This is a genomic window from Polynucleobacter rarus (assembly GCF_003072505.1).
GTDB classification, from domain to species: Bacteria; Pseudomonadota; Gammaproteobacteria; order Burkholderiales; family Burkholderiaceae; genus Polynucleobacter; species Polynucleobacter rarus.
In genome coordinates this window covers 1,973,992-1,998,372 of the sequence record NZ_NTGB01000001.1, presented here as the reverse complement: position 1 = coordinate 1,998,372, position 24,381 = coordinate 1,973,992, and the positions used below count along the sequence as shown (strand labels likewise).

Below are 24,381 nucleotides of genomic sequence, written 5' to 3'. Positions count from 1 at the left end.
TTTACATGCAAGTTATCACTAAAAACTTAAAACAGTTGAAGTTAGCGAAAAAATTGATGGAGGGTGCTCGCATCATTTGTTTGCCTTTTTTGGAGCGAAGCAAAAGTAGGCAGAGTTACCTTTTTGAAGATGGTGAGAAAGTTTTAATTAATCTACCACGTGGGGGTGTTATGCGTGGAGGCGACGTTTTAGTTGATGAGGATGGCAAGTTTTATCTTGTGAGTTCGTTACCTGAAAACATCTTAAAAGTGAGCTCTTCTAATCGACTCAGTCTAATGAGAGCTGCTTATCACCTAGGTAACCGTCATATCCCCATTGAAGTAGGCCTAAATTATTTGCACTTAGAGGAAGATCCTGTTTTAGCCGATATGTTAAAGCAGTTAGGAGTAGAAGTAACAAAAGAGTGCTTAGCATTTGAACCTGAACATGGAGCTTATGGTGGTGGTCATAAGCACGGCCACGATGAAAGCTTTGCTGAGGATTACGCTGTTGCTCAAAGTGTATTCGAGAGCCATCAACACACTCATCATGAGCATCCACATGACCACGATCACGACCATTCGCATTGATTGAAGAATTAAGCCATGATGCCTAATCCCAAGGTTCTCAATGCAATGTTGCATTTAGCCTCACCAGCATTACCGATTGGCGGGTTTAGTTACTCTCAAGGCTTAGAAGCTGCCATCAATATTGGTCTGGTTCATGATCAGGTGTCAGCGAAAAATTGGATTCAGACCAATCTCCACTCAGTAATTGCTAATGCAGAAGCCATTATTTGGGTATATTTGTTTCAGGGGTGGCAAAACTCAGATTTGGCGAAAATATCCTATTGGAACCAGTGGTTTTGGGCATCTAGAGAGACGAGTGAATTTAGAGCTGAAACGATTCAAATGGGTTGGTCTTTAGCGAAGTTAATGCAAGAATTAGAGCGTGGAACGGATGAGCAGTTAAAGCTTTTAAAAGACGTGAAAAAAATCACCCTCCCTTGCGCCCATAGTTATGCCTGTCAGATTACTGGGATGACTGAAAGAGAGGGATTACAAACGTATCTTTACTCTTGGATAGAAAACCAAGTGATGGCTGCCATGAAATCCGTACCACTTGGACAAGTAGCTGGTCAAAAAACTCTACTGGCAATTTTGGACACTATCTCAGATATGATGGACGAAATATTCATTAAGATAGCACTTCAAGAAAAACCAATTAACACTTTCTCAATACAACTGAGTGTCTTGTCTGCAAGGCATGAAAGTCAATATTCCCGCTTATTTAGGTCTTAAAAAATGACAAATAAAAGAACAAAGAAATTACCACCTCTTCGAATTGGAATTGGTGGTCCTGTTGGCTCTGGTAAAACCACTTTACTAGAAATGCTTTGTAAAGCCATGTCAGAAGAATTTGATTTAGTCGCGATTACAAATGATATTTATACCAAAGAAGATCAGCGATTACTTACGATTTCAGGAGCATTACCTGCTCAGAGGATCATGGGTGTTGAGACGGGTGGCTGTCCTCACACCGCTATCCGTGAGGATGCCTCGATTAATTTAGAAGCAGTGGACCGCATGTTAGAAAGATTCCCCGAAGCCGATATTGTATTTATTGAATCGGGTGGTGATAATCTTGCTGCGACTTTTAGTCCTGAGTTATCTGATCTAACGATTTACGTGATTGATGTTGCTGGTGGTGAAAAAATCCCACGTAAAGGTGGCCCAGGAATTACTAAATCAGATCTACTGGTGATCAATAAAATCGACTTAGCTCCTTATGTAGGGGCGAACTTAAATATTATGGAAGAAGATACCAAAAGAATGCGTCCAAATCGACCTTATACGATGACGGATTTAAAAAGGAAAACAGGGCTGAATGAAATCATTTCCTTCATCAAGGAAAAAGGGATGTTTAAGGAATAAAAAGGTTAAACTAAGGGTACTTGGTAGGAAATCGGTGCTATGTTCCTATCAGACTAACAGTATTAATATAAATAATTACTAGGAGATCAGTTTGATGGTTAATCGTATGCTTCGGAACATTCTTTTGTTACCTTTGACATTGAGCGTTTTCAATTTTTCTTACGCAGCAGAAGTTAAGGTCCTGATTTCTTCGGGCTTTTTTGGCGTTTATCATGAATTGGGACCTATTTTTGAAAAAAAGACCGGTCATAAATTAATCACTGTTCGTGGCCCTTCCATTGGCGACTCCCCTGAAGCGATTCCTACGAGATTGGCGCGTGGTGAGATAGCCGATGTTGTGATTTTAGATGGTGAAGCAGCTCATGAATTAGCGCATAAAGGATTTGTTAAAGAATCAAGCGTTACCATTTTGGGACTTTCACAAATTGGTATGGCAATCAAAGAGGGTGCTACTAAGCCTGATATCAGTACAGTCGATGCGTTTCGGAAGACACTATTAGCAGCAAAATCAATTGGCTATTCAGATAGTGGCAGTGGTACTTATATCGCTAGCCAAATGTTTAAGAAGCTGGGTATTGAAGATCAAGTGATGGGTAAAAGTAAGAAGGTAAGAGGACCGCCATCTGGAGAGCCTGTGGCGGCAACGGTCGCCAGGGGTGAGAATGAAATTGGCTTTCAACAAGTGAGCGAAATTTTACATGTACCTGGTATTACCTACGTTGGCCCAATTCCTAAAGAAGTTCAACCAGGTTTTACATTTGCTGGAGCTGTAACAACGGCCTCGAAACAAGAGCAAGCAGCAATTGAGTTGATTAAATTCTTAAGAGCGCCTGAAGCTGAGGCCGTGATTGTGAAAGCAGGTTTAGGATATCCTCGTTAAATCTCCTCGCGGAATGAAGAAAGATCATTATGAGACAAAATCTTTTACGTGAAATGTGGGCAAATCATCAACCGATTGTGAACGGTTGGGTTGCTACCTCTAATAGTTTTAATGCTGAAATCATGGCAAATCAAGGATGGGATTCCATCACAGTCGATATGCAGCATGGAGTGGTCGATTACCAAGCCATGGTGCAAATTCTTCAGGCCATTTCAACCACGAAGACGGTGCCGATGGTTCGGGTTCCGTGGTTGGATGCTAGTCATATCATGAAAACCTTAGATGCGGGTGCTTACGGCATTATTTGCCCGATGGTAAACACTGCAGATGAAGCAGCAAAACTAGTTGAGTGGTCAAGTTATTCACCAATGGGTTCTAGGAGCTTTGGTCCCATCAGAGCTTTTTTGTACGGTGGACATGACTATCCTCTTTATGCCAATCAAACGATATTGCGTTTAGCAATGATTGAGACAGCAAAAGCGATTGATAATCTAGATGCCATTTTGCAAGTTGAAGGACTCGATGGAATTTATATTGGTCCGGCTGACTTATCTCTTTCTTTAGGATGTACTCCTAAATTAGATAACTTGGATCAGAAAGCTGCGCAAGCTGTTGAACATATTCTTTCTAGAGCAAAAGCACATAATAAGTTTGCCGGCATTCACAATGCTGAATCACCACAAGCCCTCGCTAGGGTTCAAATGGGCTTTGACATGGTTACTGTCAGTTCAGACGTACGCATGATTACGAGTGGTTCACAAACCATTCTCAAAGAAATGAAAGCTGGACTACCGTCCAAAAATTCCTCCACGTACTAAATTTAAACTTGTAAATGCAATATCCCTATAGAAATGTAGAGATATTGCATTATTTGAAAATCTTGTGTAATCTTAAATACGAACGGTCGTTTTATTTTTATACGAGGATTTATAAATGGTCACTGCAGAAAAATCTACCCTTGCTGATTATGCGAAGGGGGCGGTAACGAAAGCATTCATCCTGCAAGGCGCTATTGAGATCGCTGGTAAAGAGGGTCTTGAGGGCATTACTATCGGTAATTTAGCTGAACGGGTTGAGATGAGTAAAAGTGGAGTATTTGCTCACTTCGGCTCCAGGGATGAATTATTAATCGAGGTGATTAAGGAGTATTACCGAAGGTTTGAAAGAGATGTTTTCGAGCCTGCCTTATCTTTGCCAAAAGGATTGCCACGTCTACGAAAAATGATTCGAAATTGGATTGATGTCAGTAGTGATAAAAATAGTCCGGGATGCTTTTTTATTTCCGGAGCTATTGAGTATGACGATCGCCCAAGTCATATTCGAGAAGAGTTATTTAAGAGTGTTGAAGTTTGGCGAAACGCCATTCGTCGTGCAATCAAAGAATCGATTGAGGAAGGTCAACTCAAGTCAGATACCAATGTTGAGCAAATGTTATTCCAAATCTACAGCGTAGTCTTAGGCGTTCATCATGACGCACGATTTTTGAAAATACGTCAAACCAAAGAAATCGCAAACAAAGTGATCGAAGCACTTTTTATTCATTAAATAGATAAAGGAAACCACATGCCAAGCTATAACGCACCAATTCGAGATATGCAATTTGTGCTACATGAAGTATTTAACGTGTCATCAGAACTAAAGAAATTTAAAGCATATGAAGATGTTGATAAAGATGTTATTAACCAAATTTTAGAAGAAGCAAGTAAATTTGCTACCGAAGTTTTACAACCTACTAATCAAGCTGGTGATTTGATGGGTTGTACTCGTAATCAGGATGGCTCTGTTACAACTCCAACCGGTTTTAAAGAGGCATATGCTGCTTATGTTGAAGCGGGTTGGCCAACTTTGTCATGCGACAGTGCCTATGGGGGACAAGCCTTACCTCAAATCATTAATACTGTGCTTTACGAAATGTTGAACTCTGCTAATCAGGCTTGGACAATGTATCCTGGACTCTCTCACGGCGCCTATGAATGCCTTCATGCACACGGCACTGTTGAGCAAAAGAATCGCTATCTCAAGAACTTAGTTTCTGGTAAATGGACCGGTACCATGTGTTTGACAGAACCACACTGTGGAACAGACTTGGGACTCATTAAAGCAAAAGCTGAAAAAATAAGTAATGACGAATACAAAATTACTGGTACTAAAATATTTATATCGAGTGGTGAGCATGACTTAGCTGAAAATATTATTCATTTAGTACTTGCAAGGTTGCCAGATGCGCCCATGGGAACAAAGGGTATTTCCTTATTTGTAGTACCTAAATATCAAATTGAAAATGAAGTACTTTCGACTCAAAGAAACCACCTAGAATGCGGCTCTCTTGAACATAAGATGGGTATTCATGGGAATGCCACTTGCGTGATGAATTTTGATGGCGCGATTGGTACGCTTCTTGGAGAGCCGCATAGAGGACTTCAGGCTATGTTTGTCATGATGAATGCAGCCCGCTTAGGGGTTGGTATGCAAAGCCTTGGTTTAACTGAAGTTGCCTATCAAAATTCTGCTCAGTATGCTAAAGATCGTTTACAAATGCGAAGTTTAAAAGGACCACAAGCGCCTAAATTAGCCGCTGATCCGATCATTGTTCATCCTGATGTACGAAGAATGTTATTGACGCAAAGAGCCTATGCAGAGGGCGGTCGAGCTTTTACTTACTGGATCGCTCTGATGATTGATGAGTGCGCGCAAGAACAAGATGCTAACCGAAAGCAAGAATTAGAAGGTTTGATTGCATTATTGACACCTGTGATTAAGGCCTTTATTACGGATAATGCATTCGAAGCGACTAATGAGGGACTTCAAGTGTTTGGTGGTCACGGATATATTGCAGAGTGGGGAATGGAGCAATTTGTTCGCGATGCAAGAATCAATATGATTTATGAAGGAACGAACACAATCCAATCTCTGGACTTACTAGGTCGTAAGGTTCTCGGAGATATGGGAGCGAAATTAAGAAAATTTGGAGATATTGTTAAAGAGTTTATCGAGCAAGAAGGAGTCAAAAAGGAGATGATGGAATTTATCGATCCCTTGAATGATCTCGTTGAACAGGTTGAAAAACTAACTAAGGAAATTGGCTTAAAGGCAATGCTCAATCACGAAGAAGCTGGAGCAGCAGCAGTTCCCTACTTAAGAATCATAGGGCATCTCGTTTACTCCTACTTATTTGCAAAGATGGCTAGAGTTGCCCTAAATCAGAAAGGTAGCAATGACAGATACTATGAGGCAAAACTCGATGTTGCAAGATTCTATTTTGCTAAATTATTGCCAGAAACTGCCTCTTTGCTTGTGTTGGCAAGATCAGGTTCAAAAAGTTTAATGAGTATGGATGAGGCTTTATTTTAAAGAAAAGGTGTGCTGAAATGAATCGTGAACAAAAAATTAATAAAGTTGCCATCTTAGGTGCTGGCGTAATGGGTGCACAAATTGCTGCACATTGTATTAATTTAAAAGTGCCAGTTATATTGTTTGACTTGGCAAAACAAAGTACTGATGGAAAATCTAATCCAAATGAAATTGTTGAAAAGTCGATTGCCCAATTAAAAAAACTTAAGCCATCTCCCCTGTGTGTGGAAGATGATGCAAGTTTGATTCAGGTAGCCAATTACGATCAAGATTTAGAGTTATTAAAAGATTGCGATTTGATTATTGAAGCTATTGCGGAGAGACTTGATTGGAAACATCAGTTGTATGAAAAGGTCGCACCTTTTATTTCCTCAACTGCAATCTTTGCAACGAACACTTCGGGTATATCGATCACTGAATTATCAAAGGGTTTTTCGGATGATTTAAAAGAACGTTTTTGTGGAGTACATTTCTTTAACCCCCCAAGGTATATGCACTTACTAGAATTGATTCCTACCGCACAAACTAATCCAGTCATTGTGGATCGATTAGAAACCTTTATGACTTCTGTATTAGGTAAAGGGGTGATTCGAGCAAAAGATACCCCCAATTTTGTGGGCAATCGTGTTGGGGTATTTTCAATCCTGGCAATTTTTAAAGAAGCTGAAAAATACAATTTAAGTTTTGATGAGGTAGATGCTTTAACAGGTAGTAATTTAGGTAGAGCGAAATCAGCAACTTTTAGAACGAGTGATGTGGTTGGAATTGATACGATGGCCCATGTTATTAAAACCATGGAAAACGGTTTGCCGAATGACCCGTTTCGCAATCTATTTAAGATGCCAAAGGTGGTTGAGTATTTATTAGAACAAGGAAGTTTAGGTCAAAAAACTGGTCGTGGTTTTTTTCAAAAAGTAGGTCGTGAGATTCATGTTTTAGATTTTGCAACGAAATCTTATGTGCTTTCTAAAGGAAAAATGACTCCACTAGTTGAAAGGATCTTAAAGAAACCAATCGGTGAAAGACTTGAATTACTAAGATCAACCGATGATCCACAAGCGAAGTTTTTATGGGCAATATATCGGGATATATTTCATTACATTGCGCTTCATTTAGGAGATATCTCACAAAGTGCCCGTGAAATCGATTTTGCAATTAAATGGGGTTATGGTTGGAAAAAAGGTCCCTTTGAGGATTGGCAAGAAGCTGGCTGGTTAAAAGTAGCTAATTGGATTAAGGAAGATATTGATAATGGTGAAACTTTATGCGACGCGCCTCTTCCAGAATGGGTATTTAATAGTGAAGTTGCAAAGCAAGAGGCGATTCATAGCCCTGCAGGATCTTGGTCCGCATTAAACGCACAATATGTATCAAAATCAAATTTACCCGTTTACCAAAAACAAGTTTACCGAGATACCTTATTTGGTGAACAGGCAATTGATCCCAAAACTGCTGGTAAAACTATTTGGGAAAATAGTGAAGTTCGAGCATGGCTGGATGAGCCGAACTCTGAGGTATTGATCTGTTCATTCAAGTCCAAGATGAATACAATTAGCCCCATTGTTCTTGAGGGTATTCAAGAGTCAATTAAGCTTGCTGAAAATCAGTACCAAGGTTTAGTGATTTGGCAGACTAGTTCACTCAAGTTGGGTGCCCCTGGCGGGCCTTTTTCTGCGGGGGCAAATCTTGAGGCTGCATTACCGATGGTAATGCAAAACGGAGTCAATGGGATTGAGCCATTTGTCAAAATGTTTCAAGATACGATGATGCGAGTCAAATACGCCACGGTGCCAGTTGTGAGCGCAGTGTCAGGAATTGCGCTTGGCGGTGGTTGTGAATTAGTTTTGCAATCAGCTAAGCGGGTTGCTGCTGTTGAAAGTTATATTGGGTTAGTTGAAGTTGGCGTTGGTTTGTTGCCTGCTGGTGGTGGCTTAAAAGAGGCTGCCATTAGAGCACACAACATGGTTAAGACGAACGCTAATAATAACTATTTAGATGCCTTGAAATTTTCTTTTGAAAATGCAGCGATGGCCAAGGTATCTGGTTCAGCACAAGAAGCCGTAAAAATGAATTACTTAAAGTCTGACGATATTATCGTAGCCAATGTGTTTGAACTCTTGAGTCAAGCTAAAAACCAAGTTAAGGCAATGGCATTTGCTGATTATCGACCACCTATTCCTCATCTGATATCTGTTGGTGGTCGCTCGGTTGCGGCAACGATTATGGGACAGGTCATTAATTTGCGTGACGGTGGTTTTGCCTCAGAGCATGATGCTTTGATTGCTGGCAAAATTGCGAGCATCATCACTGGTGGTGATCTAGATATGGGTACTTTAGTTTCTGAAGAATGGTTGTTGAAGTTAGAACGTCAAGCTTTTGTGGAACTCATGGGACATCCGAAAACGATGGAACGCATCATGAGCTTATTACAAACTGGTAAACCACTCCGAAATTAATTAAGGTCTTTCTGACAGGAAAAAATTATGACAAATATTCAACAAGCATATGTAGTAAGTGCCATCAGAACCCCAATTGGTAAATCCGGTAGAGGTTCATTAAGTAAGTTACGCCCTGATGATTTATTGGCCCAAACTCTCAAACAATTGGTGGCAATGAATCCAACTTTAGACCCCAATGCCATAGAGGATGTCATTGTTGGTTGTGCGATGCCAGAGGGTCCTCAGGGACTCAATGTGGCTAGAATTGGTGCGCTACTTGCAGGACTGCCACAAAGTGTTGGCGGTGTAACGATTAACCGGTTTTGTTCTTCGGGTTTAAATGCCATTGCAATGGCTGCTGACCGGATTAGAGTAGGTGAGGCGGATGTAATGATTGCAGCGGGGACTGAGTCAATGAGTATGGTGCCTATGACAGGAAACTCCCCTTCATTTTCGCCAGATATTTTTACTCGAGATGAAAATATTGGTATTGCTTATGGTATGGGATTAACCGCTGAGAAAGTTGCACAGCAGTGGAAAGTGAGCCGTGAGGATCAAGATCAGTTTGCGCTTCTTTCTCATCAAAAGGCGCTCTTAGCGCAGGCGAATGGTGATTTTAATGATGAGATGATGACGCTTCAATTAGCGCATCGTACGATGAACCTTGAATCAGGGCAAGTGGATATCTCAATGAGAGAGTGTCGTAAAGATGATGGCCCAAGAGTAGATACGAGCTTGGAAGGCTTAGCGAAATTAAAGCCCGTCTTTGCGATGAAAGGTAGTGTTACAGCGGGTAATAGTTCGCAAACCTCTGATGGCGCTGGAGCCTTATTAATTGTTAGCGAAAGGGCTTTAAAGATGTTTAATTTAAAGCCTTTGGCAAGATTTGTCTCATTTGCAGTTAAAGGAGTACCCCCAGAGATTATGGGGATTGGGCCGAAAGAAGCGATTCCCCTTGCACTAAAATTTGCAGGTCTTGATTTAAAAGATTTAGGTTGGATTGAATTAAATGAGGCTTTTGCCGCACAATCACTTGCCGTTATTCGTGATTTACAGCTTAACCCTGAATTAATCAATCCCTTGGGTGGTGCAATCGCTTTAGGCCATCCTTTGGGAGCGACTGGTGCAATTCGAAGTGCTACGGCAATTCATGGGATGCACCGGAAAAATTTGAAGTATGCAATGGTGACGATGTGTGTAGGAACCGGTATGGGTGCAGCCGGAATTTTTGAGCGGTGTTAATCCACTTAAAAGAACGAACGTTCTATTTTTAAGTGAATACCCCGATTTAATTTAAATTATTGTTACCCTAGAATGAAAATTAGTATTTTTTTATAGACCAAAACTTAAGGAACTATTCATGACATTTTTCAGAAAATCAGCGATTGCTGCTATAGCTTTAACAACTTTAGGCGTCTCATCACAAGCTTTTGCACAAAAAGCAGGCGATATTGTTGGCTATGTTGGCGGTGCGCTTATAACTCCAAATGCTTCACTTTCTCCCTTAACAACAACATCTGCTAGTGCAGGTGTTGCTGCTGCGGTTACAAGTCAATTAAATGGTGCCACTGCATCGATTGATTCTTCCACTACTGTCACACTAGGCGCTTTATATATGTGGACAGACAATATCGCAACTGAATTGACGCTTGGTATCCCACCAAAAATGACAGTGGATGTTGGCACATCATCTCCAACAGCAAGTGCTCCAAATCATCCTGCAGCGGCAACTACTAAAGTATTAAATCCTTCATTAGTTGCGAAGTATTTGTTCAACGCACCGAATGACACAATTCGTCCTTACGTTGGTTTAGGCTTGACTTATACCTCTTTTAGCGATGTAACTCCGAACCTTTCAGATGCAACTGTTAAAACATTAGCTGGAACTTCAGCGTCGCTATCATCTGCATGGGCTCCAATCTTTAACGTGGGTGCCATTTATAACATTGATGAAAAGTGGTCAATCAATGGATCTTTTTCTTATGTACCTTTGAAAACTGATGTGACTTTTGTGGGAGCAGTTCCTGTAGGTCCAGGTGTAGCTGTTCCAATTACAACTACTGGCACTCTGACTTTAAATCCATGGGATTTTGTTATTCGCGTTGGTTATAAGTTTTAATAGTTCATTCTGGAATAGTGAGGAAGTAACTTCACTATTCCTTTTTTTTAAATATCCATCCATTCATTTTCATAATATTTAGCTTGACTAAACCTTGTACTCAAAAGGTAGAAACTGTTAGTTAAGTTAATTCTTGAAATACCATTATAGGAATTTATGAATACACTAAAACCCTGGCTAGAGCAGTATTCCCCCGGTATTCCAGCAGAAGTTGATTCCTCAAAATACTCTTCTCTGAACGCAATGTTCGAAGAAGTCTTTGCGACTTATTCGCAAAGAAATGTCGTTGAATACATGGGAAAAATGATGAGTTACCACGAACTCGATCATCTCTCAAAACAAATTTGTAATTTTCTCCAATCTCTGGGTCTCAAAAAGGGTGATCGATTAGCAATCATGTTGCCTAATGTCTTTCAATATCAAATTGCCATGATCGGAGCTCTAAAAGCAGGCTGTGTGGTTGTGAATGTTAATCCTCAATACACTGCAAGAGAACTCGAGTACCAATTAAATGATAGTGGTGCAAGTGCACTCATTATTTTAGAAAATTTTGCCCATGTCTTTGCTTCTATCCAATCTAAAACAAATGTTCAACACGTTGTCGTAACAAGTCTCGGTGAATTGATAGGTTTCAAAGGAAAAATAGTAGATTTTGTTGTTAGACATGTTAAAAAGATGGTTCCAGCTTGGAATCTTCCTAACAGTATTAGTTTTAGGCAAGCTCTAGAAATAGGTAGTAAAAAAACCTTTCACCCAACTCAACTAGAACCCAGTGATATTGCTTTTTTACAATATACAGGGGGAACTACGGGCGTTTCGAAAGGAACAATCTTAACGCACAAAAATATTCTGGTTAATGTCTTGCAAATAGAAGCCTGGCTAGAACCAGTTCTAAAGCAAAATAAATTTGGTGAACAATTAGTGTTTTTGTGCGCTTTACCGCTTTATCATATTTTCGCTCTCACAGCCTGTGGAGTTCTGTGTATGCGCAAGGGGGGGCATTGCACTATTTGTTCCAAACCCTAAAGATATTCCGGGATTTATCAAATTCTTAATGAAGCATCCGAAGATTCATATTTTCCCTGCGGTTAATACGCTCTTTAATGCTCTGATGAATCACCCACAATTTAATGAAGTCAAGTTACCAGAATTACTGGCAACTGTTGGTGGAGGTATGGCAGTTCAAAGGGTTGTTGCTGAAAAATGGAAAAAATTCACTGGTAAACCGATTATCGAGGGTTATGGATTAACAGAAACATCTCCTGTGGCCTGTGTAAACTTAGCCTTGAATCAAGACTATACAGGCAATGTGGGTTTACCTGTTTCCAGTACAGAAGTCGTTATTCTTGGTGATGATGGCATTGAAGTACCATTCGGCTCACCTGGAGAAATTTGCATAAGGGGTCCTCAAGTAATGACCGGTTACTGGAATAAACCTGAAGAAACTGCAAAAGCTCTTACAAGCGATGGTTATTTTAAGTCAGGTGACATCGGCATTATGGATGAGAAGGGCTTTACCAAAATTATTGATCGTAAAAAAGACATGATTCTTGTCTCAGGTTTCAATGTTTATCCTAATGAACTTGAGGATATTATTGCCACTCATCCTGGTGTTTTGGAGTGTGCGGTGATTGGTGTACCTGATGAGAACTCTGGTGAAGCTGTCAAAGTCTTTATTGTTAAAAAAGATCCATTATTAACTGAGCAAATCATTAGTGAATTCTGTAAAGAGAATTTCACTAATTACAAAAGACCGAGATATATTGAGTTCAGAACCGAACTACCGAAGTCGAATGTCGGAAAAATTCTTCGCCGCCATTTAAGACCAAATTAAAGAAACGAATAAAATGATTCCTAAAGTATTACAGGGCTTAAGTCTGCCCATTATTGCTGCACCGATGTTTACGGTGAGTTATCCAGAACTCGTGATTGCACAATGTTGCTCTGGTATTGTTGGCTCTTTTCCGGCACTCAATGCAAGGCCACCTGAACTCCTTGATGAGTGGCTGAGTGAAATTCAATCCTCCATCAAATCTTTTCAAAAAAACAATCCTGAAAAAAAAGTAGGACCGATTGCAGTAAATCAGATTATTCACCAATCCAATCAACGATTGGAGCAGGATGTCAGAGCCTGTGTCAAACATCAAATACCGATTTTTATTACTAGTCTTCGTGCGCCTGTAAAAGAAATCATTGATGAAGTACATCGTTATGGTGGGATTGTTTTACACGATGTGATTAATTTGCGACATGCGGAAAAAGCTTTAGAAGCAGGGGTTGATGGCTTGATTTTAGTCGCTGCAGGCGCTGGAGGCCATGCAGGTACAACCTCCCCATTTGCTCTTGTCAACGAAATCCGACACATCTTTAAAGGACCGATTGCTCTATCAGGTTCCATTTCAACTGGAGCGGATATATTAGCGGCTCGGGCGATGGGTGCTGACTTTGCCTATATGGGAACACGTTTTATCGCCAGTAAAGAGGCTCATGCATCTGAGCACTATAAAGAAGCAATTGTGAGAGCGAAAAGCTCCGATATTATTTATACCGATTACTTTACAGGTGTTCATGGTAACTATCTGCAAGAGAGTATTGCCCAAGCTGGACTTGATCCAAAAAAACTTCCCCAAAAAGAGCAAAAATCGATTGGAGAAGCTTTAAATCAAAAATCTGATCATTCGGCAAAAGCCTGGAAAGATATTTGGGGTGCTGGCCAAGGCGTCGGTTCTATTGACGATATTCCGTCAGTCCAAGCCATTATGGATCGCTTAGAGCTTGAGTACCAAAGTGCATTGAAAGCAATTTGCGAAAAGGCTTAATTCACTCATGACATTTATAATGAGCCATGAAGATAAAATTAAGTCAGAGACTCAATTGGGAGCGTGATCAGGTATCGTACTCAAGATTGTGGTTTTCAGAGGCTGGGGTGCCACCAAGTGAAAAAGTGGTTTTAGCGGATGATACCTTTTCTGCTAATACCCTTCATCAATTAGCTCAGCATGGTCATGCTATGTTATGGCAAGGTGACTATCAAAATGCAAGGCAAGCCCTTACAGCGCTAATACGTCGAGTTGATCGTCCTAAACGTGTAGGCTCAGAAAAAAAACTAACTAGCCCAGCTGATATTTTTAATCAGCACCGCGAAGAGCAAAGAAAAAGAGCAACGATTCTTGGGCAATTACTGATACCTATCTCTAAGACATTTGAGATACAGCTAAGGCGCGGTCAAGACGTTAAAGAGGCATTTTCTCAAATCTTGGAAGAGCCCACGGAAGATTTCGTCATCTCTTTACGAGGATTACTTGCTATCATCAGTGCGTACGAATGGTATAAAAAGGGAATCTTTATTCCTTTCCTTGGTCAAAATATGACGCCTTGTTTTGGAGTGTTTTCTCCAGCCCGCTCAGAGTATCTTGATTTAGTTGCGCATCAAGCTCTTCCAAGTCCATGTGAACTTGCCTTTGATATAGGAGTTGGTTCTGGCGTGTTAAGTGCAATCTTAGCAAAAAGAGGAATTAAAAAAATTATTGCGACCGATATCGATTCAAGGGCAATTGCTTGTGCTACTGTGAACATGAAAAACTTGGGATATGCTGCGCAGGTTGAAGTGATTCAGCAAGCATTGTTTCCGAATATGAAAGCAGATTTGATTGTATGTAACCCACCATGGGTACCAGCAAATCCGAGCTCGCCAATAGAAAGTGCTGTATTTGATCCTGAATCAAAGTTCCTGAAAAGTTTTTTACAACAGGTCAGGGATCACCTTGCAGAACAGGGGCGAGCTTGGTTAATCTTATCTGATCTTGCAGAACATTTAGGTTTACGCTCTAGAGAAGAATTACTTCAATGGATGAATGAGGGTGGTCTCAAGGTCATTAGCAAAGTCGATATTCAACCGAAACATCCTAAGACAAGAAATAATGACGATCCATTGTTTTTTGCGAGAAGCAAAGAAGTGACATCCCTTTGGGAGTTGTCGAAATAAAAGTAATAGGGAAGATTTATTAGGATTCTTATTTCTTCAGGAAGGCCATGGCGTCTCGCCCTACCATCGTAATCACTAGGGCAATAAAGCAAAAAAATATACCAGCCCATTGCCATGGAGAAATGGTTTCGCTCAATATGATCATTCCACTGAGAAGTCCAACCATTGGCACACCTAGGCTAAATGGGGAGATTCGATTGGCACTATAGGTTTGTATTAAACGAGTCCAAAGTGCATAAGCAACTAGGTAGGAAAAAACAGCTAAATAAATAATAGAAAGCCATGTACTAGGGTTGTGGGCAAACCAACTTGAAACATTTTTTTCCGGAAAAAATATCCAATTTAAAAATATGAAAGTAACGATCGGAACAAAACTACTCCAAACAATAAAATTGATGGCATCAAAGCGATGATACTTTTGATGTATTTTTCGAATCGCAATATTAGAAGCACCCCACATCACGGCACCACATAAACACAGGACTATTCCTAATAAGGGAACTTGCAAATCCTTCACGCTGTTCGGGAAAACATAATTGAGTCCAAAGCACGCTAAACCGATGGCGGCAAAACCAAGACCAACTAAAAAAGATTTGCTCGGTTTTTCAGTCAAGATAAAGTAACTAAATAGCGCAGTGAAGAATACTTGGGTCTGTAATAACATCGAAGCGAGGGCAGCGCTTAAACCAATATGTAATGCAACGAACAAAAATCCGAATTGCCCAACACCTTGAAGTAAACCATTGAGCAATAACCATTGCCAAGCAATTTTGGGTGGTTTAAAAATAAATATAAAAGGGATTAAACTAAATACAAATCGCCAAGCTCCTAACTGAAAAGGTGTTAATTCTTCGAGTGCGAATTTCATTGCAACAAAATTAGTGCCCCAAATTACTACAATTAAAAAAATGGCAAAGTAATCTTTAGGCGAAATAGTTTGGTGATTTGGCATCTTTAGTAGACGGTTAAGCCTCCATCGAGAGTCAGCGTTTGTCCAGTAATAAAACTTGCTAGGTCACTTGCGAGGTATGCCACAGCACCAGCTATTTCATCACTCTGAGCAAAGCGTCCTAGCGGAACTCGATTTAACATTTCAGCTTTCCTAACTGGATCTTCTAAGCTTGGTGCTCGTGATTCTGTAAAGGTAGTTCCTGGGGCTATCGAATTTACACGAATTTGATGAGGAGCAAGTTCAATGGCGAGCATTTTACTTAAATGAATAATTCCTGCCTTACTAACACCATAAGTACTAGCTCCTTGAAAGCCCACTAAGCCGTGGGTAGAAGCAAGTTGGATAATACTTCCCGACTGTTTATTTTTGATGAGCTGTCTTGCAAATGAAGTGCTCATAAAAAAGGTACCAGTTAAGTTGGTATTGATAATGTTGTCCCACTCTAACCGAGAGGTGTCGATTGCTAATTTTCGTAAAGACGGCAAGCCAGCATTATTGACTAGGGTATTTAGATAGGGAAAGATCTCGAAAGCTTTCAAAAGGGCCTGATCAATACTTTCTTGAATCGTGATATCTAGGGGAAGTGGCAGTACTTTAACGCCATGTACCTTTATCTTTTCAATAGTTTGATTCAGTGAGTCTGTATTGAGGTCCGTGATAACAAGGTCAAACCCTGCTTGAGCCAAAGCAATAGAGCTTGCCTGGCCTATACCGTATGATGCACCTGTGATGAGAGCTGCTTTATTTTTTGTTGAAAACATTTTTATCTTTTTTCTGCCGAACGATGAGCGATTTGAAATGCATGAAAAACACTTACATGAAGCGTTCCAAGCTTAGGCGTATGCCCGTGAAATTTTTTGCCAGGTACTTTGAAATATTCATCAGTCCAAGGAACATCAATAATGACCTTGAAATCAAATTTTGTGTCGTAGGCTAATCCAGCAAGAGCATAAGCCGAAGAGTGGTTTGCTTTAGTGATTGCAACCTCACCAATCTTTAGTTTGGTTACATTTTTTGAAGTCCCGTAAACAACCCGTACAAGAATCCCATCTTCCCGTTCTTCCACTCCAATTATAAGTGCTGGGCGCGGTTTAGGTCCAGGATTGCAATTCGGCAGTTGTGGAAACAAGTACCAAACAAAGTCTCCTATTGAGGGGGTACCCCAAGTCATGCAAATAGGTCTTTACGTGACATTACCTTGCCTTTGGGCAAATTTTTTCCTGCGTGATCGCGTAACAATTTAATTTGTTTAACAGTTAATGGACCATCATCTGCTTCATACGCTGGTAATACATCGGCTGCAAACTTAGATAAAGCCATATGAATCGCTTGAGTTTCATTAATGTCTAACTCTTTTGCGATTGCTTTAACTGTCGCTCTAGTAACGCCAAATTGGGTATCTTTCGAACGAAATTTAACCAAAATATTTTCATTTGAATTATTCATTAAGTACTCCTTGTATATATACTTAATATATACCTATTTTGGTTGTTTGACAATGACTCGTTTTATTGTGGGTAATAAAGAAATACATATCACTAACCCACCTTTTTTTATTTCAATTGTGAAGTTAGAAACTCTACAATATCCTCAAGTTGATTGGTCTTAGGATCAGTATGACCTCCTGGGTAAGACCTTAACTCTTTTTGGTTACTTGCAATAAGATCATACAAGTGTTGTTGCCCTTCTTTTGTGAAAATCTCATCGTCATGTTTTGTTTGGAATAAAACAGGAGTCGTTGTTTTTTTTGCATCTTGAATCAAACGCTCGTTAGGAATGCGACAAGTTCCCCACATCCCTAAAGCTGAAGCTTTAATACGAGAATCTACGGCAACTAGAGGTAAGCCATAGGCAGTTCCCATCGAGATTCCGTACCAAGCAATTTTGGCAGAGTCAATACTCGGCTCTTTTAGAAGGTGATCAATCGCTGCTTGCCAATCTTCCACCATGGTATCAACACTATTTCCCGATTGCCAGAGATCTCTGAATTCTTGTCGAACGATTGGACCATCACTGAAAACCTCTCTACGGTCACCATGCACTGGACCATCAATCGCTGCTACTGCAATTTGATATTGTCCAACTAAAATTTGGGCGATATTAAGCACGAGTTGTGATTTTTTATGTCCACTGCCACCATGTCCTACTAATACTAAGGGAAACTTCTTTGTAGATTCGGTATTTGGTTGCTGAGGTAGCCATAAACAAAAGGGAACTTTTCTTTGGTTTACTTCTAATACAAAATCAATAGGGGATGAGATTGGGAGCATATTTAGTGATTTGAAACTTCTATTATCAAGCGATTATTGAAAAAGATCTTATGGTTTACCCTAGCGGGTTGAATCAATGCGAAACTTATTAGCTACTATAAATATAATTAATTTAATTAGAACATAACATGTTTAGCTAATTATCTTATCAAAAGAATTGAATCTAAATGGAGACCAAAATGACTACTGAAAAAGTATATGAAATGCCAATCATTGATGTAACACCTGAGCAGATGTCAAAACGAGTTGCTAGGCATAGTGAATTGAAATATCCACCAGATCGTTATCCAGATAGTTTAATTCCCGGTCATGTCAGAAAAAACTATTTAGTAGTTGGAACTGGTCTGATTGTTGAGGGTGGTAAAGATCCCATGTCAGCAATTCCAATTTCCGAGGGCTTTCAAATGTCTTATGTGACTGCTACGCCGGGCAACGGACCAATGCTCCACAACCATGATACGAATGAAACGTTTGTCGCTATCAAAGGCCAGTGGAGAGTTATTTGGGGAATAGGCGATAAGTACCATGTGGACTTAAATGAATTGGATGTATGTTCTGTTCCTCCATTTGTGCCAAGAAGATTCATTAATTTAACAACTGGTGAAGGTCGCGAAGAAGGTTTGTTATTAACAGTACAACCAGGTAACGTTGCCAAAGTTGAGTTTGTATAACCCCAATACATTTAAAAATGATTGGTAAGTAAAAAATAATAGGAATACTAATAATGAAATTAAGTCTTTTGAAAAAGCACTTTTTACGTTCTGTGCTGATGCTTGGCTTGGGGTTGATTACTCTTGGTTCTGTTAGTGCGCAAAACACGGATTGGCCAAATGGCCCAATTCGCTTAGTCATTCCTTTTGCGCCTGGTGGTGGAGTAGACGGCATTGGTCGGATCATTGCCCATGCCTTAGAAGAGCGGTTAAAAGTCGCAGTCTTCGTAGACAATAAAGCAGGTGCAAATGGTACCATTGCAATGAGTTTTTTAAAGCAATCCAAACCAGATGGTTACACTTTATCAATGGTCTCAACAGGTGCTTTAGATGTGAATGCTGCATTAATGAATCTACCCTATGATCCAGTTAAAGATTTTACTTATATCGCCCCGATTGTTAAATTCCCTTTCTATTTGGTAGTTAATCCACAATCAGGGATTAAATCGCTTGATGATTTAATAGCTAAGGCAAAAGCAGATCCTGGGAAAATTTCTTATAGTTCTCCAGGGGTTGGGAATGGCACCCATTTAGCTGGGGCCTTACTCAGCAAAATGACAGGTACACAAATGACCCACGTACCATACAAGGGTGCTGGTCCAGCAGCAGTTGCAGTATTAGCGGGGGAAGTTGATTTCACCTTAGGTTCCGGACCATCTATCTTTGGTTTCGTTGAACAAGGTAAGTTAAATGCCTACGCAACAACCAGTCTCACTCGCGTGCCCAATCGCAGTATGTACCCAACCTTAAATGAACTTGGATTAAAAGGCTATGATGCTAGTTCTTTATCCGGGATGGTAGGCCCTGCAGGTATGCCCCCAGCGGTTACAGCTAAACTTGCTAAAACAATTGATGAGATTTTAGCCAATAAAGAAATACAAGAAAAGATTTTGCAAGCAGGAATGGTCATTTGGAGTGGTTCTGGAAAAATGTTCGAAGAGGCTATTTCAAGTGATCGAAAAAAATGGGGTGATTTAGTCGGATCTTCAAATTTGAAGTTGAATTAAATGACATAATAGTTCGCGTAGTAAACCTTCACTATTTTTAAAGGGAAAGAAAATGCAAAAAATTGGATTAAAAAAACTCGTTTTGACAATGATTGGTTTCTTGGGGTTACAAGCATTACCTAGTTTGGCTGAAAATCAACCTGAATTACTTTGGTTAGGCCAAGCTGGCTATCGTATTAAAACTTTATCAAATCAAAATATCATTATCGATCCATGGATTTTAGGGGGGCCAAAGGCTCCTGCAGAATTTAAGAAAGATTTGTCTGCTCTAGGTAAGATTGATTTAGTTTTATTAACACATGGTCACGTTGACCACTTAGGTGATTCAGTTGCAATTGCAAAATTAAATAATGCAAAGTTGTATGCTCCAGCTGACTTAATTACACCTCTAGTGACTCTAGGTGAAATTCCAGCCGAGTTAACACATCGTTTTAATAAAAGTGGAACTCAAAGCCCATTGCCTGGAATTAAGGTAACTCCTGTAAAAGCTGAACATTCATCTTTAATTGTTTGGAAGAATCCAGTAACGGGTAAGAATGAGTCACATCCTGCTGGTGAACCAGTTGGTTACATCATTGAACTCGAGAACGGCTTCAAAATTTGGCATATGGGTGATACTGGCTTGTTTGGCGATATGAAGTTTATCGGAGAATACTATAAACCTGATTTAGTGCTGATTCCGATTGGGGGGAACTTCACAACTGGCCCTGAAGATGCTGCCTATGCAATTAAAAATTGGATTAAACCGAAAATGGTTTTGCCGATGCATTACAACTCAAACCCAATGGCAACTGGCACTTTTGCACAATTCGCAGAAGCAATGAAGGGTAGCTCAGTCAAGGTACTACAAATGACTGAAGGTCAAATCATGGCGATTCCAAAAAACTAAATTAGGCAATCACTTTGATTGTTATTTATGAAGTGTAAAAAAACCCAAGAAATAAATTCTTGGGTTTTTTTATTTCAATCTACTTGTTAGATTAGTTTTACTACTTATCTAACATCGTGTAATTCAACATCAAAGACTAAGGTCGCATTCGGCGGAATCACACCACCGGCTCCACGTGCACCATAGCCGAGTTCAGCCGGAATAATTAAAGTTCTTTTGCCACCAATTTTCATCCCAGCAACGCCTTGATCCCATCCACGGATCACTTGACCGGCACCCAAGGCAAAACTAAAGAGTTCCTTACGATCTACTGAACTATCAAATTTAGAACCTTTCTGATTTTCAGCAGACTCATTAAACAACCATCCAGTGTAATGAACCCATACTTGAGTACCAGCAACCGCTTCAGTACCTTCTCCAACAACTTGCTCAATGATTTCTAAATTTGACATATATTTTCCTGAAAAACATCTATTAAATCACAAAAGTTCAAGGATTAGCTTGAGGCATCCTCTTCTAATACGATCAAACTTGGATTTACTAATCGAATACGTTGATCTACATAATATCCACCGAACTCCGTGTACCTTAAATAGACTCGCTTGCAATGAGAGCATTGGACAACATCCGAGCGATTGTAGGGATAGTAGCGAAGAGCGATTGGGGCGTGATTAGACCACATTGTGGTTTTATCTGGGTGATACTCCTCCCAAATATCTGAAGAGCCTTCAAACCTACAATTGCCTACGACAGGATATTCACTAAGTACAAAACTACTTGGTAAAGTTTCCCAACTTTCACATTGAAAAGTATCACAAAACTCACATTTTATTTCACTAGACTCACAGCTGAGTTGATAAAGTTCTGTGGCGCTAAGGTTGAGTTCCATCAACTTACTTTTCTAAGGCGCCGTAAATTACCGCACTGACTTTTTCACGATAAATTTTACGAAGTTCACCTGGAGCTGCCGCCATCATTACAACCACTAAGTTTTCTACTGGATCCACCCAAAAGAGAGTGCCATTTGCACCATTCCAAGTGAAGTCACCAATATTGCCATTAGTGGCAGCGACTCCCCTAACTTTTCTCACAGCAACGCCTAATCCAAAGCCATACCCTGCGCGACCTGGTTCAGTGCCAGCCAATTGATTTTTGATATTCTCCCCCAAATGATCTGAGGTCATCAGTTTGACAGTATTTGGACTTAACACTCTGGTGCCATTTAATTCACCTTGGTTTAACAACATTTGTCCAAACCGTAAATAGTCTGCAGCAGTACTAAACGCACAAGATCCAGCACAGTCAAATTTAACTGGTTTATCTACGACTTCAATTTTCTGAGGTTTGCCGGTTAGTGGGTCGTTCGCAAAAGGTTGAGCTAAACGACTACGATCTTTGATACTAAAGCCAGTATCAACCATTTTTAGTTTTTGCCAAACACGGTTTTGCAATACTTTATCTAAAGGTTGTCCATCAATTTTCTCTTCAATTAGACCAAGGACATCAATTCCAAAACTATAGTCCCAAGCTGTTCCGGGTTCATACAATAAGGGCGTATTTGCTAGTTGGGAAATAAATTGATTACCATCATAAGTTAAAGCGGCGGTTGCTGAACTAGGCATGGATAATTTATGGATTGGAGTATTTGCCCGAGCGCCATAAGTAAGACCGTTGGTGTGACGCATCAAATCTTGAACCGTAATCATTTTCTTTACAGCTTGGGTGGTGATGGAGCCATCGGGATTTACTTGACCCACTTTGATATCCTTAAACTGCTCAAACCAGTTTGTAACGGGATCATTCAGAGTGAATTTACCTTCTTCATACATGGTGAGTGCGCCTACCGTAGCCATCACTTTTGTCATCGATGCTAAATTAAAAATAGCATTTTTGGGCATAGGCTGTTTAGTAATAGGATCTTGGTAACCATAAGACTTATAAATTGCAAGCTTGCCATTTTTAGCTACCGCTAGAACTGCACCGGGTAATCTTTTTTCATTGATTTCACTTGCAAAAAAACCATCAATCCTTTTTAGCCCCTCTTGACTAAAACCTGCCTTGATGGGATCTACTGCGGGTAAGGGAGTTTGCGCATACGTCAGATGATGAACTGATTGAAGTGCTAACAATGTATTTAGAAAAATGAAACCTTTATAAGATCTTTTCATTGGGGGGGGCCTCTTTATCTATTGGTGTTAGTAAGTTATTAAATCTAAAATAGATTTATCAACGTATCGATGGAAACAAATCTCTGACTACTCCCCATAGCTAAAGCAAGGGGGTTCTTTAAAACCTTCTTGTTTTAGCTTAGAGGCTCCTACTACTAGCGTATCTAGTCCGATACGGAGAATGTTCTTGCTGGCATTGATGTCTCTATCGTGGATCACTCCACAACAGTCGCAAGTCCATTGTCTTATTCCAAGTCCTGCGATACCTTTCGGCCTCGACGGTGGTTTTTCACCACACGAAGAACAGGTTTGGGTGGTATTGCTCTCATTAACCTCTAAAAAGACAACACCTGCCTCATGGCACTTGTATTCCAACATTGTCTTAAATTGACTCCAGCCAGCATCATACACAGACTTAGCCATCTTGGTTTTAATGAGTTTGCTACTTGAGATATTTCCTACAAAAATCGCACCATACTTATTGGCTAAAAGCCGTGAGAACTGGTGTTGATCATTGCTGCGACGATTTTTGATCTTGGCGCTAATCGTTTTGGCGAGCTTATTTTTGTTGGCTCTTTGAGCCACGGCTAATTTCTTTTCCAACTCTCGATAACGCTGCGAAACCATTTGAATCCCATCGCTAGTGACGGCGGTGGTCTTTAAACCTAAGTCAATGCCAACGGCACGAGGGCTGCTATTGTTTGTGCAAATTTGTACCTCAACAGTTAAATTAACATACCAACGTCCACGAGCATCTTGACTAAAAGATCCAGACTTCATGACTTTGTCTTGAAGATCATAAGACTTAAAAATGCTAATGGGTTTCTTTTGAAAAAAGATTTGACCGTTGCGATAATGAATTGAGTCCTTCTTAAATGGTATCCAACCGAGAGAGCGCTTGCTACCGCCACTCTTACGCCAGGCTAGTCGTCGTTTCTTAAATTGCTTGCGTCGAGCACAATACTCAGAGCTAATCGCTTGAACCGTTGATGCGGGAATATTTAACCCCTCTTTAGTAGCACCAGCGGTGTACTTGTCCATTGTGTAGCTGGACATAAATTGCCCAGTGCGATCAGTGTGCTTAGAAGATAGTTCATTGCAATAATTCCAAACAAGGTTTACCTCTTTCGACAGGTTATTAAGGAGCGTGCAATGTTTGTCTTTTACCCGTTCACGCAGTACTCGAATATTAGTTTGTTGCGTCTTCTTCATGCTGTTATTTTATACAGTTGCCAATGATTTTTCAAGTGTTGCAGCTTATATCCCCATAGATAAATCAAGGGGCTTTACGCTGCTTTTGGTAAAGAAACCAAAGAATGTAGCTATATATAAAGTTAAATAAAATTAAAATATCAGTTTGGGAATTTATTAATACTAATACTATTTCCACATAATTAGCATTGAATTTACAAAAATCATAGACCTTATCAATATGTTTTCTGGTCAGTAATCATACACTCACCATCTCGAATATTTACGTTGAGTGGATGTCATCGAAGACACCAATAGTGTTGCCTATTACAACGGGCGGAAATTTAGCCTGGGTAGCTGGATTTACATTCCTCCTAGTGGGAGTAAAAATAGTAGGCGTGGCACGCAGTGTTCAACCAAGGGTATTAAATTTGGTCGCATGAAAAGTAAAAAAAGTTAGAGAGTGTTTCGGTTGATGTATGGATGATGTTTTGGCTAAGTTAGCCAC

24 protein-coding genes and 1 pseudogene are annotated in these 24,381 nt (G+C 40.1%); 16 read left to right on the top strand and 9 right to left on the bottom strand.

Going from position 1 to position 24,381, the window contains the following annotated elements; all coding sequences use genetic code 11:
* Positions 1-5: 5 nt before the first annotated feature.
* The 13 genes and pseudogenes from ureE (at position 6) to AOC35_RS09440 (ending at position 14,686) form a co-directional block, all read left to right on the top strand.
* Complete coding sequence (gene ureE / locus AOC35_RS09500; protein WP_108646853.1) at positions 6-569, top strand: urease accessory protein UreE; 564 nt, start codon at positions 6-8, stop codon at positions 567-569.
* Between the two features lie 18 nt (positions 570-587).
* Positions 588-1,280: an urease accessory protein UreF gene (locus AOC35_RS09495; protein WP_425440643.1), complete on the top strand. Its 693-nt coding sequence runs from the start codon at positions 588-590 to the stop codon at positions 1,278-1,280.
* Between the two features lie 3 nt (positions 1,281-1,283).
* Positions 1,284-1,913 (top strand): urease accessory protein UreG, encoded by a 630-nt coding sequence (gene ureG / locus AOC35_RS09490; protein ID WP_108646851.1) that lies wholly within the window; start codon positions 1,284-1,286, stop codon positions 1,911-1,913.
* Positions 1,914-2,007: 94 nt separating this feature from the next.
* Positions 2,008-2,793, top strand: a complete 786-nt coding sequence (locus tag AOC35_RS09485) for a substrate-binding domain-containing protein (protein ID WP_108646850.1) — start codon at positions 2,008-2,010, stop codon at positions 2,791-2,793.
* Positions 2,794-2,822: 29 nt separating this feature from the next.
* A complete protein-coding gene (locus AOC35_RS09480; RefSeq protein WP_108646849.1) occupies positions 2,823-3,611 on the top strand; it encodes an HpcH/HpaI aldolase family protein in 789 nt (262 codons plus the stop codon).
* A 115-nt stretch (positions 3,612-3,726) separates the two neighbouring features.
* Positions 3,727-4,338, top strand: a complete 612-nt coding sequence (locus AOC35_RS09475) for a TetR/AcrR family transcriptional regulator (RefSeq protein ID WP_108646848.1) — start codon at positions 3,727-3,729, stop codon at positions 4,336-4,338.
* An 18-nt stretch (positions 4,339-4,356) separates the two neighbouring features.
* Complete coding sequence (locus tag AOC35_RS09470) at positions 4,357-6,144, top strand: acyl-CoA dehydrogenase C-terminal domain-containing protein (RefSeq protein ID WP_108646847.1); 1,788 nt, start codon at positions 4,357-4,359, stop codon at positions 6,142-6,144.
* Positions 6,145-6,161: 17 nt separating this feature from the next.
* Positions 6,162-8,600, top strand: coding sequence for a 3-hydroxyacyl-CoA dehydrogenase/enoyl-CoA hydratase family protein (locus tag AOC35_RS09465; RefSeq protein ID WP_108646846.1), 2,439 nt, complete (start codon positions 6,162-6,164; stop codon positions 8,598-8,600).
* 27 nt (positions 8,601-8,627) lie between these two features.
* Positions 8,628-9,824, top strand: a complete 1,197-nt coding sequence (locus AOC35_RS09460; protein ID WP_108646845.1) for an acetyl-CoA C-acyltransferase — start codon at positions 8,628-8,630, stop codon at positions 9,822-9,824.
* A gap of 118 nt (positions 9,825-9,942) precedes the next feature.
* Positions 9,943-10,701, top strand: coding sequence for an OmpW/AlkL family protein (locus tag AOC35_RS09455; protein WP_108646844.1), 759 nt, complete (start codon positions 9,943-9,945; stop codon positions 10,699-10,701).
* A gap of 156 nt (positions 10,702-10,857) precedes the next feature.
* Positions 10,858-12,535, top strand: a pseudogene (locus AOC35_RS09450) (long-chain-fatty-acid--CoA ligase).
* A 13-nt stretch (positions 12,536-12,548) separates the two neighbouring features.
* Positions 12,549-13,520, top strand: a complete 972-nt coding sequence (locus tag AOC35_RS09445; RefSeq protein WP_108646843.1) for an NAD(P)H-dependent flavin oxidoreductase — start codon at positions 12,549-12,551, stop codon at positions 13,518-13,520.
* A 26-nt stretch (positions 13,521-13,546) separates the two neighbouring features.
* Positions 13,547-14,686, top strand: a complete 1,140-nt coding sequence (locus tag AOC35_RS09440; protein WP_108646842.1) for a methyltransferase — start codon at positions 13,547-13,549, stop codon at positions 14,684-14,686.
* A 28-nt stretch (positions 14,687-14,714) separates the two neighbouring features.
* Here AOC35_RS09440 and AOC35_RS09435 read toward each other — a convergent pair whose 3' ends face one another.
* The 5 genes from AOC35_RS09435 to AOC35_RS09415 all read right to left on the bottom strand — a co-directional run bounded on the left by AOC35_RS09435 (position 14,715) and on the right by AOC35_RS09415 (position 17,908).
* The gene (locus AOC35_RS09435; RefSeq protein ID WP_108646841.1) at positions 14,715-15,638 is read right to left on the bottom strand and encodes an EamA family transporter; all 924 of its coding nucleotides are present in this window, start codon (positions 15,636-15,638) and stop codon (positions 14,715-14,717) included.
* 2 nt (positions 15,639-15,640) lie between these two features.
* On the bottom strand, positions 15,641-16,399 hold the full coding sequence (locus tag AOC35_RS09430; protein WP_108646840.1) for an SDR family NAD(P)-dependent oxidoreductase: 759 nt from the start codon (positions 16,397-16,399) through the stop codon (positions 15,641-15,643).
* Positions 16,400-16,401: 2 nt separating this feature from the next.
* Positions 16,402-16,809 carry a hypothetical protein gene (locus AOC35_RS09425; protein ID WP_108646839.1) on the bottom strand — a complete coding sequence of 136 codons (408 nt, stop codon included), beginning with the start codon at positions 16,807-16,809 and terminating at the stop codon, positions 16,402-16,404.
* The gene (locus tag AOC35_RS09420; protein WP_108646838.1) at positions 16,806-17,084 is read right to left on the bottom strand and encodes a hypothetical protein; all 279 of its coding nucleotides are present in this window, start codon (positions 17,082-17,084) and stop codon (positions 16,806-16,808) included. Before AOC35_RS09420 ends, AOC35_RS09425 begins: the two co-directional genes overlap by 4 nt.
* A gap of 107 nt (positions 17,085-17,191) precedes the next feature.
* Complete coding sequence (locus tag AOC35_RS09415; protein WP_108646837.1) at positions 17,192-17,908, bottom strand: alpha/beta hydrolase; 717 nt, start codon at positions 17,906-17,908, stop codon at positions 17,192-17,194.
* 179 nt (positions 17,909-18,087) lie between these two features.
* On the opposite strand from AOC35_RS09415, the gene AOC35_RS09410 reads away from it, so the two are divergent.
* Genes AOC35_RS09410 through AOC35_RS09400 form a run of 3 tightly spaced genes read left to right on the top strand, consistent with a single transcriptional unit; the run spans position 18,088 to position 20,514 of the window.
* A complete protein-coding gene (locus AOC35_RS09410) occupies positions 18,088-18,579 on the top strand; it encodes a cupin domain-containing protein (protein WP_108646836.1) in 492 nt (163 codons plus the stop codon).
* Between the two features lie 53 nt (positions 18,580-18,632).
* On the top strand, positions 18,633-19,625 hold the full coding sequence (locus AOC35_RS09405) for a Bug family tripartite tricarboxylate transporter substrate binding protein (protein WP_108646835.1): 993 nt from the start codon (positions 18,633-18,635) through the stop codon (positions 19,623-19,625).
* A 52-nt stretch (positions 19,626-19,677) separates the two neighbouring features.
* Positions 19,678-20,514, top strand: a complete 837-nt coding sequence (locus tag AOC35_RS09400) for a metal-dependent hydrolase (protein ID WP_108646834.1) — start codon at positions 19,678-19,680, stop codon at positions 20,512-20,514.
* Between the two features lie 104 nt (positions 20,515-20,618).
* Here the strand turns inward: AOC35_RS09400 and AOC35_RS09395 are convergent, their stop codons facing one another.
* The 4 genes from AOC35_RS09395 to AOC35_RS09380 all read right to left on the bottom strand — a co-directional run bounded on the left by AOC35_RS09395 (position 20,619) and on the right by AOC35_RS09380 (position 23,894).
* The gene (locus tag AOC35_RS09395) at positions 20,619-20,966 is read right to left on the bottom strand and encodes an FKBP-type peptidyl-prolyl cis-trans isomerase (protein WP_108646833.1); all 348 of its coding nucleotides are present in this window, start codon (positions 20,964-20,966) and stop codon (positions 20,619-20,621) included.
* Positions 20,967-21,010: 44 nt separating this feature from the next.
* On the bottom strand, positions 21,011-21,403 hold the full coding sequence (locus tag AOC35_RS09390; protein WP_108646832.1) for a hypothetical protein: 393 nt from the start codon (positions 21,401-21,403) through the stop codon (positions 21,011-21,013).
* Between the two features lie 4 nt (positions 21,404-21,407).
* Positions 21,408-22,682 carry a serine hydrolase domain-containing protein gene (locus AOC35_RS09385; protein WP_108646831.1) on the bottom strand — a complete coding sequence of 425 codons (1,275 nt, stop codon included), beginning with the start codon at positions 22,680-22,682 and terminating at the stop codon, positions 21,408-21,410.
* A gap of 87 nt (positions 22,683-22,769) precedes the next feature.
* A complete protein-coding gene (locus AOC35_RS09380; protein ID WP_108646830.1) occupies positions 22,770-23,894 on the bottom strand; it encodes an RNA-guided endonuclease InsQ/TnpB family protein in 1,125 nt (374 codons plus the stop codon).
* Between the last annotated feature and the right edge of the window lie 487 nt (positions 23,895-24,381).

What these genes read in the sequence shown, in the direction of transcription:
- ureE (WP_108646853.1), top strand. Translation starts at nt 6, where the DNA reads ATGCAAGTTATCACTAAAAACTTAAAACAGTTGAAGTTAGCGAAAAAA.
- AOC35_RS09495 (WP_425440643.1), top strand. Translation starts at nt 588, where the DNA reads ATGCCTAATCCCAAGGTTCTCAATGCAATGTTGCATTTAGCCTCACCA.
- ureG (WP_108646851.1), top strand. Translation starts at nt 1,284, where the DNA reads ATGACAAATAAAAGAACAAAGAAATTACCACCTCTTCGAATTGGAATT.
- AOC35_RS09485 (WP_108646850.1), top strand. Translation starts at nt 2,008, where the DNA reads ATGGTTAATCGTATGCTTCGGAACATTCTTTTGTTACCTTTGACATTG.
- AOC35_RS09480 (WP_108646849.1), top strand. Translation starts at nt 2,823, where the DNA reads ATGAGACAAAATCTTTTACGTGAAATGTGGGCAAATCATCAACCGATT.
- AOC35_RS09475 (WP_108646848.1), top strand. Translation starts at nt 3,727, where the DNA reads ATGGTCACTGCAGAAAAATCTACCCTTGCTGATTATGCGAAGGGGGCG.
- AOC35_RS09470 (WP_108646847.1), top strand. Translation starts at nt 4,357, where the DNA reads ATGCCAAGCTATAACGCACCAATTCGAGATATGCAATTTGTGCTACAT.
- AOC35_RS09465 (WP_108646846.1), top strand. Translation starts at nt 6,162, where the DNA reads ATGAATCGTGAACAAAAAATTAATAAAGTTGCCATCTTAGGTGCTGGC.
- AOC35_RS09460 (WP_108646845.1), top strand. Translation starts at nt 8,628, where the DNA reads ATGACAAATATTCAACAAGCATATGTAGTAAGTGCCATCAGAACCCCA.
- AOC35_RS09455 (WP_108646844.1), top strand. Translation starts at nt 9,943, where the DNA reads ATGACATTTTTCAGAAAATCAGCGATTGCTGCTATAGCTTTAACAACT.
- AOC35_RS09445 (WP_108646843.1), top strand. Translation starts at nt 12,549, where the DNA reads ATGATTCCTAAAGTATTACAGGGCTTAAGTCTGCCCATTATTGCTGCA.
- AOC35_RS09440 (WP_108646842.1), top strand. Translation starts at nt 13,547, where the DNA reads ATGAAGATAAAATTAAGTCAGAGACTCAATTGGGAGCGTGATCAGGTA.
- AOC35_RS09435 (WP_108646841.1), bottom strand. Translation starts at nt 15,638, where the DNA reads ATGCCAAATCACCAAACTATTTCGCCTAAAGATTACTTTGCCATTTTT.
- AOC35_RS09430 (WP_108646840.1), bottom strand. Translation starts at nt 16,399, where the DNA reads ATGTTTTCAACAAAAAATAAAGCAGCTCTCATCACAGGTGCATCATAC.
- AOC35_RS09425 (WP_108646839.1), bottom strand. Translation starts at nt 16,809, where the DNA reads ATGACTTGGGGTACCCCCTCAATAGGAGACTTTGTTTGGTACTTGTTT.
- AOC35_RS09420 (WP_108646838.1), bottom strand. Translation starts at nt 17,084, where the DNA reads ATGAATAATTCAAATGAAAATATTTTGGTTAAATTTCGTTCGAAAGAT.
- AOC35_RS09415 (WP_108646837.1), bottom strand. Translation starts at nt 17,908, where the DNA reads ATGCTCCCAATCTCATCCCCTATTGATTTTGTATTAGAAGTAAACCAA.
- AOC35_RS09410 (WP_108646836.1), top strand. Translation starts at nt 18,088, where the DNA reads ATGACTACTGAAAAAGTATATGAAATGCCAATCATTGATGTAACACCT.
- AOC35_RS09405 (WP_108646835.1), top strand. Translation starts at nt 18,633, where the DNA reads ATGAAATTAAGTCTTTTGAAAAAGCACTTTTTACGTTCTGTGCTGATG.
- AOC35_RS09400 (WP_108646834.1), top strand. Translation starts at nt 19,678, where the DNA reads ATGCAAAAAATTGGATTAAAAAAACTCGTTTTGACAATGATTGGTTTC.
- AOC35_RS09395 (WP_108646833.1), bottom strand. Translation starts at nt 20,966, where the DNA reads ATGTCAAATTTAGAAATCATTGAGCAAGTTGTTGGAGAAGGTACTGAA.
- AOC35_RS09390 (WP_108646832.1), bottom strand. Translation starts at nt 21,403, where the DNA reads ATGGAACTCAACCTTAGCGCCACAGAACTTTATCAACTCAGCTGTGAG.
- AOC35_RS09385 (WP_108646831.1), bottom strand. Translation starts at nt 22,682, where the DNA reads ATGAAAAGATCTTATAAAGGTTTCATTTTTCTAAATACATTGTTAGCA.
- AOC35_RS09380 (WP_108646830.1), bottom strand. Translation starts at nt 23,894, where the DNA reads ATGAAGAAGACGCAACAAACTAATATTCGAGTACTGCGTGAACGGGTA.